The following is a 14,401-nucleotide window of genomic DNA, read 5'->3' as shown; positions in this document are numbered from 1 at the left end:
GGGGGCGGCCGCTCTGCGCCGGCCGCCCCCGACGGTCCACTCCGACCCGCCGCCGCCGCGTCCGCGTCAGCCCCAGACCTCCCCGGCCACCCGCACCACCAGCTCCAGCTTGGCGATCTGCTCCTCCCGGGTGAGCGCGTTGCCCTCCACTGTGGAGGAGAACCCGCACTGCGGCGAGAGCGCCAGCTGCTCGATCGGGACGTACTTCGACGCCTCCTCGATCCGCCGCTTGAGCTGGTCGGGGTCCTCCAGCCGCGGGTGCTTGGTGGTGACCAGGCCCAGCACCACCCGCTTGCCCGGGGGCACGAACCGCAGGGGCTCGAACCCGCCGGAGCGGTCGTCGTCGTACTCCAGGAAGAAGCCGTCGACGTCCAGCTCGCCGAACAGCGCCTCGGCGACGAAGTCGTAACCGCCCTCGGCCACCCAGGACGAGCGGTAGTTGCCCCGGCACAGGTGGGTCGTGACCGTCATCCCGGCCGGCCGCTCGGCCAGCGCGGCGTTGAACTGGCGGATGTAGCGCTCGTGCTCGTGCTCGGCGTCGCGGCCGCGCTCGGCCAGCGCGGCGCGCTGAGCGGGGTCGTTGAGGATGGCCAGGCTGGTGTCGTCGAGCTGCAGGTAGGTGCAGCCGAGGGCGGCCACGCCGCGCAGCTGGGAGGCGTAGGCCGCGGCCAGCCCCGCGGAGAAGGCGTCCTCGTCGGCGTAGACGGCGGGGTCGATGGCCGCGGTTCCGCCGCGGGCGCTGACCATCGACGGCGACGGGATCGTCAGCTTGGCCGTCTGGCCCGGTCCCACGAGGGAGCTCAGGTAGGCGAAGTCGGCGCCGAAGATGGGCTCGTCGATCGTGAGCGGGGCGTGCACCTGCAGGCCGGCCGGGCGCCACTCGATGGTGCCGTCGGCGTTGTGGAAGCGCACGGTCACCGGGCTGTCGCCCTCGACCTTGCGGATGCCGCCGATGGCGTAGATGAAGTCCATGTGCCAGGTCTCGCGGCGGAACTCCCCGTCGGTGGCCGAGCGCAGGCCCACGTCGGCCTGCAGGCGCACGGCGTCGGCGATGGCCTCGTCCTCGACGGCGCGCAGCTCGGCCGCGTCGATCGCGCCCGCGGCGAACCGCTCCCGGGCGGTGTGCAGGGACAGGGGCCGCAGCAGGCTCCCGACGTGGTCGGCGTGGAAGGGCGGCCCGGGGACATCGGTCATGGCGCCAGCCTGCTCGATCGAGCGCGCACTCGCACCCCGCGTCGCCGGTCCGATGATCGCGACCTCGGTCGCCACGTCCGCCCCCTCAGCCCGCGACACCGGACGCCTCGACCGCGCCCGTCGGCGACCGCTCGCCGGAGAACCCGACCGACACCGTCCCCAGCTCGGACAGCGACGCGGTGAACCGCGAGCCGGGCGGGGCCGCCACCATCGGGCCCAGCGCCCCGGACAGCACGACCTCCCCGGCGTGCAGCGGCGCGCCGAGGTCGCGGCAGGTCCGGGCCAGCCACAGCACCGCCCGGACGGGGTCGCCCAGGCAGGCCGCCCCGACCCCGTCGCTCACCACGGCGCCGACGGCGTCGTGCAGCTCCATGCGCACCGCGGTGAGGTCGAGGTCGGCCAGGGGGCGGGTCTGCTCGCCGAGCACGAACAGCCCGCTGGAGGCGTTGTCGGCGACGGTGTCGGCGTAGGTGATGTCCCAGCCGGCGATGCGGCTGTCCACGATCTCCAGCGCGGCGACGACGTGCCCGGTGGCCGCGCGGACCGCGTCCTCGTCGATGTCGGCGGCGTCGAGGTCGGCGCCGAGCACGAACGCGATCTCGGCCTCGACCTTGGGCTGCAGCAGCCGCCCCGAGTCGACGACCGCGCCCGGCGCCACGGCCATGTCGGCGAACAGCACCCCGAAGTCGGGCTGGTCGACCCCGAGCTGGGCCTGCACCGCGGGCGAGGTCAGGCCCACCTTGCGCCCGACCACCCGGCGGCCCTCGGCCAGCGCGGCCTCGGTCAGCAGGTTCTGCACGGCGTACGCCGTGCGCGCCGTCCCGTCGGGGAGCAGGTCGCGCACCGGGGGGCACGGCGTGCGCGTGCGCGCGGCCGTGCGGAGCCGCTCGGCGGCCTCCTCGATCCGCGGGGGCTGCCTGTCCGGCATGGGTGGTCTCCCGTCCTCGGCGTGCGACCAACACACCGTACTTAGTACGCGCGGCGGACCCTCCGGCTGATGACACCTGTCATCGGCCGTCGTCCCGAGCGTCATGCGGTGTTGGTGACGGCGGGGACTGACCCCGGCCCCACCGCTCGATCACGATGGGAGCATGCGTCCCCACCGGAGAACCACCGTGCTCACCGGGCTGCTGGCCGCGGCACTGGCCGTCACCGGCTGCGCCGCGCCGGCGACGGCCCCCGCGGCGGCCGAGGAGCCCCCGGCGCCGCCGATCGCCTGGACCGAGTGCGGTCCCGGCCTGGACTGCGCGACCTACCCGGTCCCGGTCGACCACGCCGACCCCGACGGCCCGACGGTGCCGCTGGCCCTGGTCCGCCACCGCGCCACCGACCCCGCGGGGCGCGTCGGCGCGCTGCTGGTCAACCCGGGCGGGCCGGGCGGCCCGGCCGTCGACCTGGTGCGCACCATCGACACGGCCGGCGAGTACGCGTTCGTCTCCCCGGAGGTCGCCGCCCGGTTCGACGTGATCGGGATGGACCCGCGCGGCGTCGGCGAGAGCCAGGGCGTGCGCTGCCTCACCGACGAGCAGCGCGAGGCCCAGCTGGCCGCCGACAGCGACCCCGACCTGCCGGGCGGGCTGCCGCTGCCCGAGCTGCAGGAGCAGTACCGCGCGCTCGTCGAGGGCTGCGTGGCCGGCGTCGACCCCGCCCTGCTCGACCAGATGTCGACCGACGCCGTCGCCCGCGACATGGACCTGGTCCGGGCGGGACTGGGCGAGGAGCGCATCAGCTACCTGGGCCTGTCCTACGGCACCCTGCTGGGCGCCACCTACGCCACGCTGTTCCCCGGCCGGGTCGACCGCATGGTGCTCGACGCCGCGGTCGACCCGCGGCTGTGGCGCGACGACCCCCTGCAGGCCACCTTCGAGCAGGCCGTGAGCGGCGAGCAGCAGCTCGACCGGTGGTTCCAGACGTGCCGGGCCGAGGGCGCGCAGGCCTGCCCGTTCGGCGCGGGCGAGCCGGAGGCGGCGTTCGACGCGCTGATCGACCAGCTGGAGGCCCGGCCGCTGGACGTCCCGACCTCGCCCACCGGTGCTGCGGGCTCGCTGGACGGTGCGGACGCCCTGCTGGCCGCCCGCACCGCGGTGTTCGATCGCAGGCTGTGGCCGGTGCTCACCGGGGGACTGCTCGCCGCGCAGGGCGGCGACGGCTCGACCCTGCTCGCGCTGTCACAGGCCCTCACCCGCGAGCCCGACGGCACGCCCAGCGGGCTGTCCGAGGCCAACCTCGCGGTCAACTGCCTGGACCGGGCAGTGCCCGCCGACCCGGCCGCGCACGCGGCCAACGCCGAGGCGATCATGGCCGCGGCGCCGCGGTTCGGCGCGCTGTCGTCCAACGTCATGCTCGGCTGCCTCGGTTGGCCCGCCGACAACCCCGACCGGTTCACCGAGCCGCTGACCGCCGACGGCGCCGGCCCGATCCTGGTGGTCGGCGGGCGGGAGGACTCGCAGACCCCGTACGCGTGGGCCGAGGCACTGGCCGCCGGCCTGCAGGACGGGCACCTGCTCACCCGCGAGGGCGTGGGCCACGGCTCCTACCGGGCGTCCGGGCCGTGCATCGACACGGCCGTCGACGCGCACCTGCTGACCGACGCGCTGCCCGCCCCGGGCACCACCTGCGCGCAGGAGCCGCCGGCCACCACCTCGCTGGCGGCCCTGCCGACCGGCGGGTGACGCCCGCCGTACGCGCGGCGCGACCGCTTCCACGGCTCGCGGGGCCGGGCTCAGCCGTGCAGGGTGGGCCGGTAGACGAGCTCCTGGGTGCGCCCGTCGAGCGTCCGGCTCTCGAGCAGCTCGAGGTCGAAGTCGGCCGCGTCCCGGAAGATCGGGTCCACCCCGGTCCGGCCGGTGATCACCGGGAAGATCGTCACCTGGACGCGGTCGACCAGGCCGGCGGCCATCAGCGCCCGGTTCATCGACACGCTGCCGTGCGAGCGCAGCGGCACCGCGGACTCCTGCTTGAGCCGGGCGACGACGTCCACGGCGTCGCCGCTGACCAGCGTCGCGTCCGGCCAGTCGAGGGGTCCGCGCAGCGTCGTCGACACCACCGTCGTCGGCAGTTTCCGCATCCGCGTGTTGACCGGGTCGTCCACCTCGGACTGCGCGGTGAGCGGGGGCAGCACCTGCACGAACTGCCGGAAGGTGGTGGCCCCGAGGACCATCCGCTGCTCCTCGCCCAACAGGGCGAGGCGGCGCTCGAGGAACTCCGGGCCCTGCTTGCCCCAGTAGCCGCCCCAGTCGCCTGCCTCGCCGTAGGAGCCGAAGCCGTCGAGGCTGCAGAAGATGTCGAAGGTGTACTCGGCGGTCATGGCTCTCCTTCAGTCAGTGGTGCCGGCCGTGCCGGCCGAGACTCTGCGCGGGGGTCGCGCCGGGGCGGGTCCACTGCGGCACGGGGCGGCTGGTCGGGCCCCAGTCGGCGGTCCCGTCCGCGGTCGAGCGCCAGTACCAGCACGACCCGTTCGGTCGACCCCCGTCGGGCTGGAAGGTCGACCCCTCCGGCCAGCCCTCGGGGTTGTCCTCCCACGCCTCGCCGCGGCCGTAGGGCGTCATGTCGAGCAGACCCAACGAGCCGTTGACGCGCTCGTTGCCCCGGCTGGTCGTGGAGTAGGTGAGGAACGTGCGCTCGCCGTCGCGAAGGAAGCAGGCGATGGAGCCCATCTCGCCGCCGACCGGCGCGGCCGCGCCGCGCACCGAGTACCAGGGCTCGGTGTAGCCCATGAACTCGACGTAGGGGGCCACCTCCTCCCACCGACCCGTGGTCAGCACGGCGAACGAGACGCCGCGGGCGTTGAGGTAGGCGGCGTCCTTGAGGTGCCACGGGGTGGTGGTGCAGCCCTCGCACTGCCCCTGGTGCGGGGCGCCGTCGTACCACATGTGCTGGTAGACCACGAGCTCGTCGCGGCCCTGGAACAGCTCCCGGAACGGGACCGGGCCATGGGCTCCCACCACCTCGACCGTGCCGTCGAACTCCACCATCGGCAGCCGGCGCCGCGCCGCGGCGATCGCGTCGCCCTCGCGGGTGTGGGCCTTCTCGCGGACCAGCAGCTCGTCGCGGGCGGCCTGCCAGGTGGCCTGGTCGACGACGGGCGGGCGGCCGGGCAGGTCGGTGGTCGGGTCGCTCGGTGTGGTCGTCATCGTGTCCGGTCCCCCGTCGGAGAAAGTCATGATCCACACGCTAGGGGGCGCTCCCGTGCGGAGGGTGAACGAACGCTGGCCGGGCCCGGACCGCACCCGTCCGCCGGGCGGGACGGCGTGACCTGCACACGACCGCGCCTGGCGCGGGATCTGGCGGGGACCCTGAGCGGGAGGACCGGCAGAAGTGCGGCGGCGGAGGCGGCGGAACGGGCCGCGGGTCCTCAGGGGGCCAGCAGCGCGCGGACGTCGTCGGCCTCGGGGCTGCCGACGGCGGTGAACAACGCCAGCGCCTCCCGCCAGTGCGGCGCGGCGGCCTCGCGGTCGTGACCGCCGCCCGGCGGGGAGGCCAGCACGCAGCCGAGCACGCGCAGGGCCCGGGCCTGGCCGAGGCGGTGCCCGGTCCCCCGGTGCGCGTCCACCGCCCGCCGGGCCTGGTCGGCGGCCGCGGCGACGCGGCCGAGCGCGTGCTCGGCGGCCGCCATCTCCACGCGGGCGTGGCCCTCGAGGACCAGGAAGCCGACCTCCCCGGCCCCGGCCAGGGCCGCCGATCCGTGCTCGACGGCCTCGGCGGGCCGGTCGAGCCGCCGGCAGCACGCCGCCAGCCCGAGGAGCGCGCAGACCTCGGCGGCGCGCGATCCGGTCCGCCGCGCCAGGTCGAGGGCCCGCCGGTGCTGGTCGGCGGCGTCCTCCGGATCGCCGAGGCGCAGCCGGAGACCGCCGAGGGTGTTGCGGACCCGCGCCTCGCCCGCCCGGTTGCCGATCTCGACGCTCAGCGCCAGGGCGGCCCGCGCCAGGTCGAGGGCCTCGGCCCGGTGGCCGGCGTCGCCGAGCACCGCGGCCAGGCCGACCACGGCGTTCGCCTCGCCGAACCGGTCGCCGAGCTCCCGGTGCAGCGCGAGGGCCTCGGCGAGGTGCCCGCGGGCGCGGTCGAGCCGACCCAGGTCGCGCTCGATCTCCCCCAGCGCGCTCAGGACGTGCGCCTCGCCGTCGCGCGCGCCGGTGCGGCGGTGCAGGACCAGCGACTCGGCCTCGTGGTCGAGCGCCTGCCGGAGCCGGCCCAGGTCCCGTTCCACCAGGCCCAGGTTGAGCAGCGCGTTCGCCCCGCCCGTCCACCGGTCGAGCTCCCGGTGCAGGGCCAGCGCCCGCGTGTGGTGGTCGAGGGACTGCCGCAGGCCACCGGACCACCAGTGGACCCGGCCGAGCGCGCTCAGCGCGGTGGCCCGCCCGCTGCTCCAGCCGGCCCGCTCGGACAGCGCCAACGCGCTGGTGTGGTGCTCGATCGCCTGGTCGTGCGCGCTCAGGGTCTGGTGGGCGCCGCCGAGGCTGTGGTGGGCGGCGGCCTGGGCGCGCAGGTCGCCCGCGGCGCGCGCCGCGGCCAGCCCGGCGCGGGCCACCGCCAGCCACTCGACGGTGTCCCGGCGCAGCCAGAAGTACCCGCGCAGCGCGTCGGCCAGCAGCCACGCCACGGGCCGGGGCCCGTGCTCGGCGGCGTGCTCGACGGCGGCGGTCAGGTCGGCCCGCTCGGCGTCCAGCCAGCTGCTCGCCCCCGCGCCGTCGGCGAAACCGGCCGGTGGCGCTCCCGCCGATCCGGCCTCGTCCGGCCCGATCGGCAGCCGCATCATCCCCGGGTACAGCAGCCGGGCGGCCCGATCGGTGGTGCGCAGGTACCAGTCCAGCAGCCGCCCGAGTGCCGCCCCGCACTCCGCCGGGCCGTCCTCGGCGTCGGCGCGCTCCCGGGCGTAGAGCCGCAGCAGGTCGTGCAGCCCGTAGCGGCCCGGCCCGCGCGGCTCGACCAGGTGGGCCTCGGCCAGCAGGCCGAGCAGCCGCGTCGTCCGCGCGCTCGTCCACCCGCTCAGCGCCGCGGCGGCCGACCCGCTGGTCCCGGGGCCCGGGGTCAGGCTCAGCAGCCGGAGCAGGCGGCGCCCGTCGGGGTCCAGGCGCGTGTAGGAGTGGTCGAAGGCGGCGCGGACGGCGGTGTGCGGGTCGCCTTCCACGGCCAGGCCGGTGAGCCGGTCGCCGGAGCGCAGACCCGCCAGGTAGCCCGTGATCGACCGCTCGGGCCCGGCGAGGACGTTCGCCGCCGCGATCCGCAGCGCGAGCGGCAGCAGGCCGCACGCGCGGGCCAGTTCCGCGCACGCCGCGGGCTCGGCCGTCACCCCGGACTCCCCGAGCACCCGCGCGATCAGCTCGACCGCGTCCTCGACGGCGAGCACGCCCAGCGGCAGCGGGCGGGCGCCGTGCGTGGCGACGAGCCCGGTCAGCCGATCGCGGCTGGTGACGACGACGACCGAGCCCGCGCTCCCGGGCAGCAGCGGACGGACCTGTTCGGCGTCGGCGGCGTTGTCCAGTACGACCAGCACCCGCTTGCGCGCCACCAGCGACCGGTACAGCGTCGCGGCCTCGGCCGGCTCGACGGGCACCTCGTCGGCCGGCACCCCGAGGGCGCGCAGCAACCCGGCCAGCGCCTGCAGCGGGCGCAGCGGGCTGCGGGACGAGTGGCCCTGCAGGTCGACGTAGAGCTGCCCGGCGTCGAAGCGGGCGGCGACGCGGTGGGCCCAGTGCACGGCCAGGGCCGTCTTGCCCACGCCCGCCATGCCGGCGATCACGGCGACCACCACGGCGCCCGCCCCCTCGGCGGTCGTCGAGGGCAGCAGGCGGTCCAGCCGCGCGGTCTGCTCGGCGCGCCCGGTGAACCCCGCGACATCCGCCGGGAGCTGGGCGGGCGGCGGCGGGGCCGCCCGGTCCGCGAGCGACCGGTGGTCCGGCCCGCCGGTCGGGAGGTCGCCGCGCAGCACGCGCGCCTGCGCCTCCCGGAGCTCGATGCCCGGCTCCACCCCCAGCTCGTCGACGAGCCGGGCGCGCAGCTCGGCGAACAGCTCCAGCGCGGCCGCGCGCTGCCCGGACCCCGCCATGGCGAGCACGAGCCGCGCGTACGCCCCCTCGTGCAGGGGCTCCTCGTGGACCAGCTCCCGCAGCCGCTGCGCGGCCGGCTCGTAGCGCCGCAGGGCGATCGCGGTGTCGGCGTGGGCCAGCACCGCCGCGAGCCGGCGCTGGGACACCGCCACCACGGCCGGGTGCTGGCGCAGCCGGGCGGTCAGGTCGGCCAGCACCGGGCCGCGCCAGCACGTCAGCGCGCGGGCGAACAGGTCGAGCGCCGACTCGGGGTCGGTGTCCCGCGCCGCCCGGGCCCGGGCGGTGAGCTCGTCGAACCGCAGGAGGTCGAGCCGGTCGCCGTCCACCGCCAACCGGTAGCCGCCCCCGACCCCCGTGATCGGTGTCCGCAGCAGCCTGCGGAGCCGGGAGAGGTGGACGTGGACGAGGTTGCGGCAGGTCGCGGGCGGGTGCTCGCCCCACAGCACGTCGATGATCTCCTCCAGGGAGACCACCTGGCCCGCCCGCACCGCGAGCAACCCGAGCAGGCAGCGCTGGTTCAGCGGCCCGGCCGGCGCGGGCGCGCCTGCGCGGTGCACGGCCAGCGGACCCAGCACCGCGAGCTCCAGCCGGTCGGCCGGGGAGCCGGGCGGCGTCGACGGGACGGTCGGGTCCGGGCCCAGGGCCGCGGCCAGCCGGCGCAGCGAGTCCCGCTGGGGCCGCCGGACGCGCCCCTGCTCGATGTCGCGCACCGCGCGCACGCTCAGCCCGGCCCGCCGGGAGAGCTCCCGCTGGGTCAGCCCGCCGCGGACCCGGCGGGCGCGCAGCTCCTCCCCCGACATGCCGGACCCGTCTGCCACGGCGCAATCCTGCCCCGGCGGCCAGGTCGCGCGCCGGTGCGTTTTCCGGCTCAGGCGTGCTTCGCCCAGTGCAGCACCCGGGGCGAGGGCGGTGACCGGATCGGTCCCGCGTCACCCGGCGTTCCGCCGCGCGGGCTCACGCCGGCGGGTGGTCGCGCTCCAGCTGCGCGACGGTGGCCGTCACGAACGCCTCCAGCCCGTGCGCGAACTGCTCGTCCGATGGCAGCGTGACCAGCTCCTCGGCCAGCTCCACCAGCCGCGGGAACCGGTCGATCGGCATCGCCGAGTACGCGTGCGAGCGCTGCCGGCGCGCCTCGGCCCGCTGCTCGTCGTCCTCCCGGCCGGAGCCGGGCTCCGGGGCCCGGCCCCACGGCCGCGGCACCTGGTAGCTGGCGAACCCGATCGCGTAGGTGATGAGGAACCCGTAGCAGCGCACCGCGACCGGCCCCGGGATGCCCGCGTCCACCAGGCGCTGCAGCGGCGCCTCCATCGCGCCGAGCAGCGCCGGGCGGCTGGTGGTGACCCGGCTGCCCAGCAGGCGCACCACCGTCGGGTGCTCGCGCATCATGTCCAGGAAGGCGACCCCGACCTCGCGGATCGCCTCGGCCGGCCCGGCCGCCGGTCCGGCGGGCAACCGCATCCGGCCCAGCACGTGGTCGGCCATGCCGTCGAGGATGTCGTCGCGGCTGCGGAAGTAGCTGTAGAGCGTCATCGCGCCCACGCCCAGCTCCGAGGCGAGCCTGCGGACGGTGAGCCGGTCGAGGTCGCCGTCGCCGTCGGCCAGGCGCAGGGCGGCGTCGATGATCCGGTCGGGGGTCAGCACCGAGCCCCGGCCGCGCCCGGATCGCGAGCCCGGCCGTCGCGGGCCCGACCCCTGCGGGCCCGGCTCCTGGGGCGCCATGTCGTTCCTCCGGGTGCCGACGGTCTCGCAGGACCTTAGGGCAGCCGAATCCCGCGGCAGGCGATCACCCGATCACCGACCCGAACCGCACTCGCGCACGGTTCGGGACGGGCCGGGGCCGGAGGGATCGAGCTGGATCGGGTGGCGGCGACGACGCCGGGGGATCAGCGGGCGCGCTCGACGATCTCGACGCCGTGGCCCTCGAGCCGGCACAGGCGCATCACGCGCGCGACCACCGGCCGCACGCCCCACAGCAGCAGCCGCGGACCCGACGTCCGGAAGGGGCCGCAGTCCTGCGCGATCGCCCGGCAGGCACTCGCCGACAGGTGCTCGACCTCGGACAGGTCGACGCGCAGCGAACCCCCGGCGTCCGCCGCGCTCATCGCCGCCACCAGCCCGGCGCGCAGGAAGTCGACGTTGGTGAAGTCCACCGCGCCGCGCAGGACCAGCCCGTCGTCGCCCCCGCGGGTGTCCAGGGTCAGCTCGGTCAGCCCGGCGGGGTGCAGACCGACGAGGTCGTTCAGCGCCGCCACCCCGGGTATCGCCGGCACGGCGTACTGGCACAGCGCCGAGACGGGCCGGGTGGCGCACAGCCGGTCCATCAGGTCCTCGATCTCCCGGTGCGCGGCCGGGGTGAGGACCCCGTAGGCCGAGCTCGCCTCCCCGGAGATCCGCAGCGACGGGTAGCCCTCGGCGAGGACGCGGTCCAGCAGCGCCTCCTGGCCGCCCGGGCGGTAGAACTCGTCGGGCGACAGGACCTCCAGCACGCCGTCGCCGATCGCGGACCCGACGTCGATCCCCTGGGCGGACAGCGTGCTCAGCACGCCGCGCCCGACGCCGGTGTCGCCCTCGACGTAGACGACCTTCTCGCCGCCCGCGAGCCCCTCGCGGACCCATCCGGACAGCCTCGTGACCCGCTCCACCTCGGAGCGGTGCAGGAGCAGCCGATGCCCGTCCTCACCGGGGGCGGAGCGGCCGTGCACGGACACGCCCCGACGGTATCCCGCCGAGCACGACCCGATCCAGGCCACCGGACGAGAGCCGTTCCCCCGATCGAAGCAGGCCTTGCCGCCCGGCGGCGCACCTGCGGCATCGATACGGGGCGGAAGGTACGCCTGGTGCGCCTCCGGCGGCGCCTGTGCGGGCGACCTCGCATCTGCGCAGGACCGGCGGGGCCCACCGTGCTGGTGCATGATCTGGCGGCATGCCCGGTCCCGACCCGTCCCGGCTGCGCCCCGGCGTCGCCACCCGCTCGATCAGCCCGGAGAACCCGACGGGGACCCGCGCCGGCGGTGGGCGGGCCACCGAGGGCACCGGGGCGGGAGCGGGCCGCGAGCTCGGCCGCGGGTGGAAGATCTCGCCCAGCATCGAGATCCCGGCGGGCGCCACCGCCGTGCTGGCCGACGTCGCCGGGCCGGGGCGGATCACCCACATCTGGTTGACCACCCATCCCGACCACTGGCGGACCCTGCTGCTGCGGGCCCACTGGGACGGCGACCCCGAGCCGGCCGTGGAGGTGCCGGTCGGCGACTTCTTCGGCCAGGGGTGGGGGCGCTTCGCCCAGCTGTCCTCGGCGATGGTGGCGGTGAACCCGCACGGCGGGATGAACGGCTACTGGCCCATGCCGTTCCGCGCCGGTGCCCGGCTGAGCTGCGAGAACCTGTCGGACCGGCCGGCGATCCTGTACTTCCAGATCACCTACGACGACGGGCCGGTCGAGGACGGCGCCGGGTACCTGCACGCGCAGTGGCGCCGCTCGAACCCGGTGCGCGGCGGGCTGCACACGCTGCTGGAGGGCGTGCGGGGGGCCGGCCAGTACGTGGGCACCTACCTGGCGTGGGGCGTCAACTCGCGGGGGTGGTGGGGCGAGGGCGAGGTGAAGTTCTACCTCGACGGCGACGACGAGTTCCCCACCATCTGCGGCACGGGCACCGAGGACTACGTGGGCGGCGCCTGGAACTTCGACGTGCCGGGCCAGGGCTACACCGCCTTCTGCACGCCCTACCTCGGCCTGCACCAGATCATCCGGCCCGACGGGCTCTACGAGAGCCAGCAGCGCTTCGGGCTCTACCGCTGGCACGTGCCCGACCCGATCCGCTTCGCCACCGACCTGCGCGTCGACGTGCAGGCGCTCGGGTGGCGCTCGGGCGGGCGCTACCTGCGCCGCCACGACGACGTCGCCTCGACCGCGCTGTTCTACCTCGACGCCACGAGCACCGCGCGCCCGCCGGCACCCGTGGCGGACGAGCTGGAGGCGCTCTGACCCGTGGTGGTGCGCCGCGACGGGCCGCCGGTCATGCCGTGCGCAGGATCCGCTCGGTCACCCGGGCCCCGAACCGCAGCGCGTCCACCGGCACCCGCTCGTCGGCGGCGTGGAACAGGCCGAAGGCGTCGAAGCCGGCCGGCACCCGCAGCGGGGTGAAGCCGTAGCCGTCGATGCCCAGGGCGGACAGGTGCTTGTTGTCGGTCGAGGCGGGCATCAGGTACGGGACGACGGTCCCGGCCGGGTCCTCGGCGCGCACCGCCTCGGCGATCCGCTCGACCAGCGGCGCGTCGGGCGCCGCGGCGATCGGCGGGATCCAGTCGCGCCACTCCAGCCGCACGCCGTCCCCGACGGCGCGGTGGAGCACCTCGGCCAGTTCCCGGCGGAAGGCGTCCTCGCGGCCGGGGAGCACCCGGCAGTCGAGCTCGGCGACCGCCTCCCCGGGCACGACGTTGGTCTTGTACCCGGCCCGCAGGACGGTGGGGGTGGCCAGGTCGCGCAGGCCCGCCCGGCCGATCGGGCCGGCCGGGCCGAGCGCGTCGAGCAGGCGCTCCAGCTCGTCGGCCCCGACCTCGTCGCCCGCCCCCGCGCAGGCCAGCAGGAACGCCGCGGTCGCCGGCGTGCGCACCACCGGGAAGCGGTGCGCGGCCACCGCGGCGACCGCGCGGACCAGCCTGCCCACGGCGTCGTCGGCGGCCGGGCGCGAGGCGTGCCCGGCCGGGCCGCGCGCCCGCAGCACCGCCGCGGCCACGCCCTTCTCCGCGGTGGCCAGCAGGTACGCGCGGCGGTCCGGTCCGTCGCCGGGCAGCGGAACCGGGAAGCCGCCGACCTCGCCGATCGCTTGCGTGACCCCGGCCAGCCACTGCGGTCTCTCGGCGACGACCCACCGCGCGCCGTGCACCCCACCCGCCTCCTCGTCGGCGAAGAAGGCGAAGACCAGGTCGCGGCGCGGGACCACGCCGCGGCGGGCGTAGTCCCTGGCCACGGCGGCGAGGATCCCGGCGTAGCCCTTCATGTCCACGGCGCCGCGCCCGTGCAGGACGCCGTCGTGCACCTCGGCGCCGAACGGCGGGTGGGTCCAGTCGGCGGCGTGCACCGGCACGACGTCCAGGTGCGCGTGCGCGACGAGCGCGCCCCGGTCGCGGTCGGCGCCGGGCAGCCGGACCACCAGGTTGCCCCGGCCCGGGTGCGACTCGGCGTAGTGCGTCTCGTAGCCGACCTCGGCCAGGCGCTCGCGCAGGAAGCGGGCCGCGCGCGCCTCGCCGTCGCCGATCGTGGCCGGGTCGCCGGTGTTGGTGCTGTCGATGCGGATCAGCGCGCGGGCGAGCTCGACCGCCTCCCGCTCCAGCACCGGCTCCGCGCTCACCGGTCGATCCTCACGCGCCCGCCCGGTGCCGACAAGCGCACGGGCCGTGTAGTGCAGGGCACAGCGATCCGGGTTGCCGGACCTGTTCCGCGCGGGTTGACTCTGCGGCGATGATGCTCGCCGCCCGCCGCCTGTTGACCCGCCGTCGCGTGGTCGACCAGTGCCGGCGCACCACCACGGCCTGTCGGCCCGGCGGCTGACGCACACCCTCCTGCCCCACCCCCTCACCCGCTGACCGGCGACCCCGGTAGCGGTCACCGCCGCGCGGCCGGGACACCCCGGCGCGCAGGGAGCACCCGTGATCTCGGTCGAGAACCTGACCAAGTCCTTCCCCGGCGCGGCCGGGCCGACGCGCGTCCTGGACGACGTCAGCCTGGAGGTGGCCGCCGGCACCGTGTGCGGTGTCGTCGGCCCCAGCGGCGCGGGCAAGTCCACGCTGGCCCGCTGCATCCCGCTGCTGGAGCGCCCGGACTCCGGCGCCGTCCGCGTCGACGGCACCGACCTCGTCGCGCTGCGCGGGGCCGCGCTGCGCGCCGAGCGCAGGCGGATCGGCGTCGTGCCGCAGGGCGACTCGCTGCTGCGGCAGCGGTCGGTGGCCGGCAACGTCGCGCTGGCGCTGGAGGCGGCGGGCGTGCGCGAGCCCGAGCGCCGCCGCCGCGTCGCCGAGCTGCTGGAGCTGGTCGGCCTGGACGAGAAGGCCGGCGCCCACCCCGACCAGCTCTCCGGCGGGCAGCGCCAGCGCGTCGCGGTGGCCAGGGCCCTGGCCACCCGCCCGCCCGGGCTGCGGGCCGCAGAGCCCCCCACCGCCCACGA

Annotated in this window: 11 protein-coding genes; 3 read left to right on the top strand and 8 right to left on the bottom strand. The window is 76.7% G+C overall.

The features are described 5' to 3' along the window. Window positions 1–66: 66 nt before the first annotated feature. Complete coding sequence (locus tag KDL28_RS13845; protein WP_252438519.1) at window positions 67–1,194, bottom strand: 5-methyltetrahydropteroyltriglutamate--homocysteine S-methyltransferase; 1,128 nt, start codon at window positions 1,192–1,194, stop codon at window positions 67–69. 85 nt (window positions 1,195–1,279) lie between these two features. Continuing rightward, complete coding sequence (locus KDL28_RS13840) at window positions 1,280–2,122, bottom strand: 2-keto-4-pentenoate hydratase (protein WP_252438517.1); 843 nt, start codon at window positions 2,120–2,122, stop codon at window positions 1,280–1,282. Between the two features lie 163 nt (window positions 2,123–2,285). Here KDL28_RS13840 and KDL28_RS13835 point away from each other — a divergent pair, with 163 nt between their 5' ends. After that, on the top strand, window positions 2,286–3,866 hold the full coding sequence (locus KDL28_RS13835; RefSeq protein WP_252438515.1) for an alpha/beta hydrolase: 1,581 nt from the start codon (window positions 2,286–2,288) through the stop codon (window positions 3,864–3,866). A gap of 50 nt (window positions 3,867–3,916) precedes the next feature. Here the strand turns inward: KDL28_RS13835 and KDL28_RS13830 are convergent, their stop codons facing one another. From KDL28_RS13830 to KDL28_RS13810, 5 genes are all read right to left on the bottom strand, one after another. Next, window positions 3,917–4,501: a dihydrofolate reductase family protein gene (locus tag KDL28_RS13830; protein WP_252438513.1), complete on the bottom strand. Its 585-nt coding sequence runs from the start codon at window positions 4,499–4,501 to the stop codon at window positions 3,917–3,919. 13 nt (window positions 4,502–4,514) lie between these two features. Continuing rightward, entirely contained in the window at window positions 4,515–5,327 is an 813-nt protein-coding gene (locus KDL28_RS13825; RefSeq protein WP_252438521.1) for a DUF899 family protein, read from the bottom strand. Window positions 5,328–5,548: 221 nt separating this feature from the next. After that, window positions 5,549–9,058: a BTAD domain-containing putative transcriptional regulator gene (locus KDL28_RS13820; protein WP_252438511.1), complete on the bottom strand. Its 3,510-nt coding sequence runs from the start codon at window positions 9,056–9,058 to the stop codon at window positions 5,549–5,551. A gap of 136 nt (window positions 9,059–9,194) precedes the next feature. Further along, complete coding sequence (locus tag KDL28_RS13815) at window positions 9,195–9,959, bottom strand: TetR/AcrR family transcriptional regulator (protein WP_252438509.1); 765 nt, start codon at window positions 9,957–9,959, stop codon at window positions 9,195–9,197. A gap of 164 nt (window positions 9,960–10,123) precedes the next feature. After that, window positions 10,124–10,948, bottom strand: coding sequence for an MEDS and STAS domain-containing protein (locus KDL28_RS13810; RefSeq protein WP_252438507.1), 825 nt, complete (start codon window positions 10,946–10,948; stop codon window positions 10,124–10,126). Between the two features lie 215 nt (window positions 10,949–11,163). On the opposite strand from KDL28_RS13810, the gene KDL28_RS13805 reads away from it, so the two are divergent. Next, window positions 11,164–12,222, top strand: a complete 1,059-nt coding sequence (locus tag KDL28_RS13805; protein ID WP_252438505.1) for a glycoside hydrolase family 172 protein — start codon at window positions 11,164–11,166, stop codon at window positions 12,220–12,222. A 31-nt stretch (window positions 12,223–12,253) separates the two neighbouring features. Here KDL28_RS13805 and KDL28_RS13800 read toward each other — a convergent pair whose 3' ends face one another. Further along, window positions 12,254–13,588, bottom strand: coding sequence for a M20/M25/M40 family metallo-hydrolase (locus tag KDL28_RS13800; RefSeq protein ID WP_252438503.1), 1,335 nt, complete (start codon window positions 13,586–13,588; stop codon window positions 12,254–12,256). 298 nt (window positions 13,589–13,886) lie between these two features. On the opposite strand from KDL28_RS13800, the gene KDL28_RS13795 reads away from it, so the two are divergent. Further along, window positions 13,887–14,401, top strand: a 515-nt coding sequence (locus tag KDL28_RS13795) for an ATP-binding cassette domain-containing protein (RefSeq protein WP_252438501.1), incomplete at its 3' end; no start/stop codon positions are given.

Origin of the sequence: Pseudonocardia humida (genome assembly GCF_023898865.1) — a bacterium.
Taxonomy (GTDB): Bacteria; Actinomycetota; Actinomycetes; order Mycobacteriales; family Pseudonocardiaceae; genus Pseudonocardia; species Pseudonocardia humida.
The sequence above is the reverse complement of the archived record's forward strand: the minus strand, read 5'-3'. Positions and strand labels throughout refer to the sequence as shown.

Coding starts and splice junctions, on each gene's coding strand:
- KDL28_RS13825 (WP_252438521.1), bottom strand. CDS start 5,327: ATGACGACCACACCGAGCGACCCGACCACCGACCTGCCCGGCCGCCCG.
- KDL28_RS13835 (WP_252438515.1), top strand. CDS start 2,286: ATGCGTCCCCACCGGAGAACCACCGTGCTCACCGGGCTGCTGGCCGCG.
- KDL28_RS13845 (WP_252438519.1), bottom strand. CDS start 1,194: ATGACCGATGTCCCCGGGCCGCCCTTCCACGCCGACCACGTCGGGAGC.
- KDL28_RS13840 (WP_252438517.1), bottom strand. CDS start 2,122: ATGCCGGACAGGCAGCCCCCGCGGATCGAGGAGGCCGCCGAGCGGCTC.
- KDL28_RS13815 (WP_252438509.1), bottom strand. CDS start 9,959: ATGGCGCCCCAGGAGCCGGGCCCGCAGGGGTCGGGCCCGCGACGGCCG.
- KDL28_RS13830 (WP_252438513.1), bottom strand. CDS start 4,501: ATGACCGCCGAGTACACCTTCGACATCTTCTGCAGCCTCGACGGCTTC.
- KDL28_RS13805 (WP_252438505.1), top strand. CDS start 11,164: ATGCCCGGTCCCGACCCGTCCCGGCTGCGCCCCGGCGTCGCCACCCGC.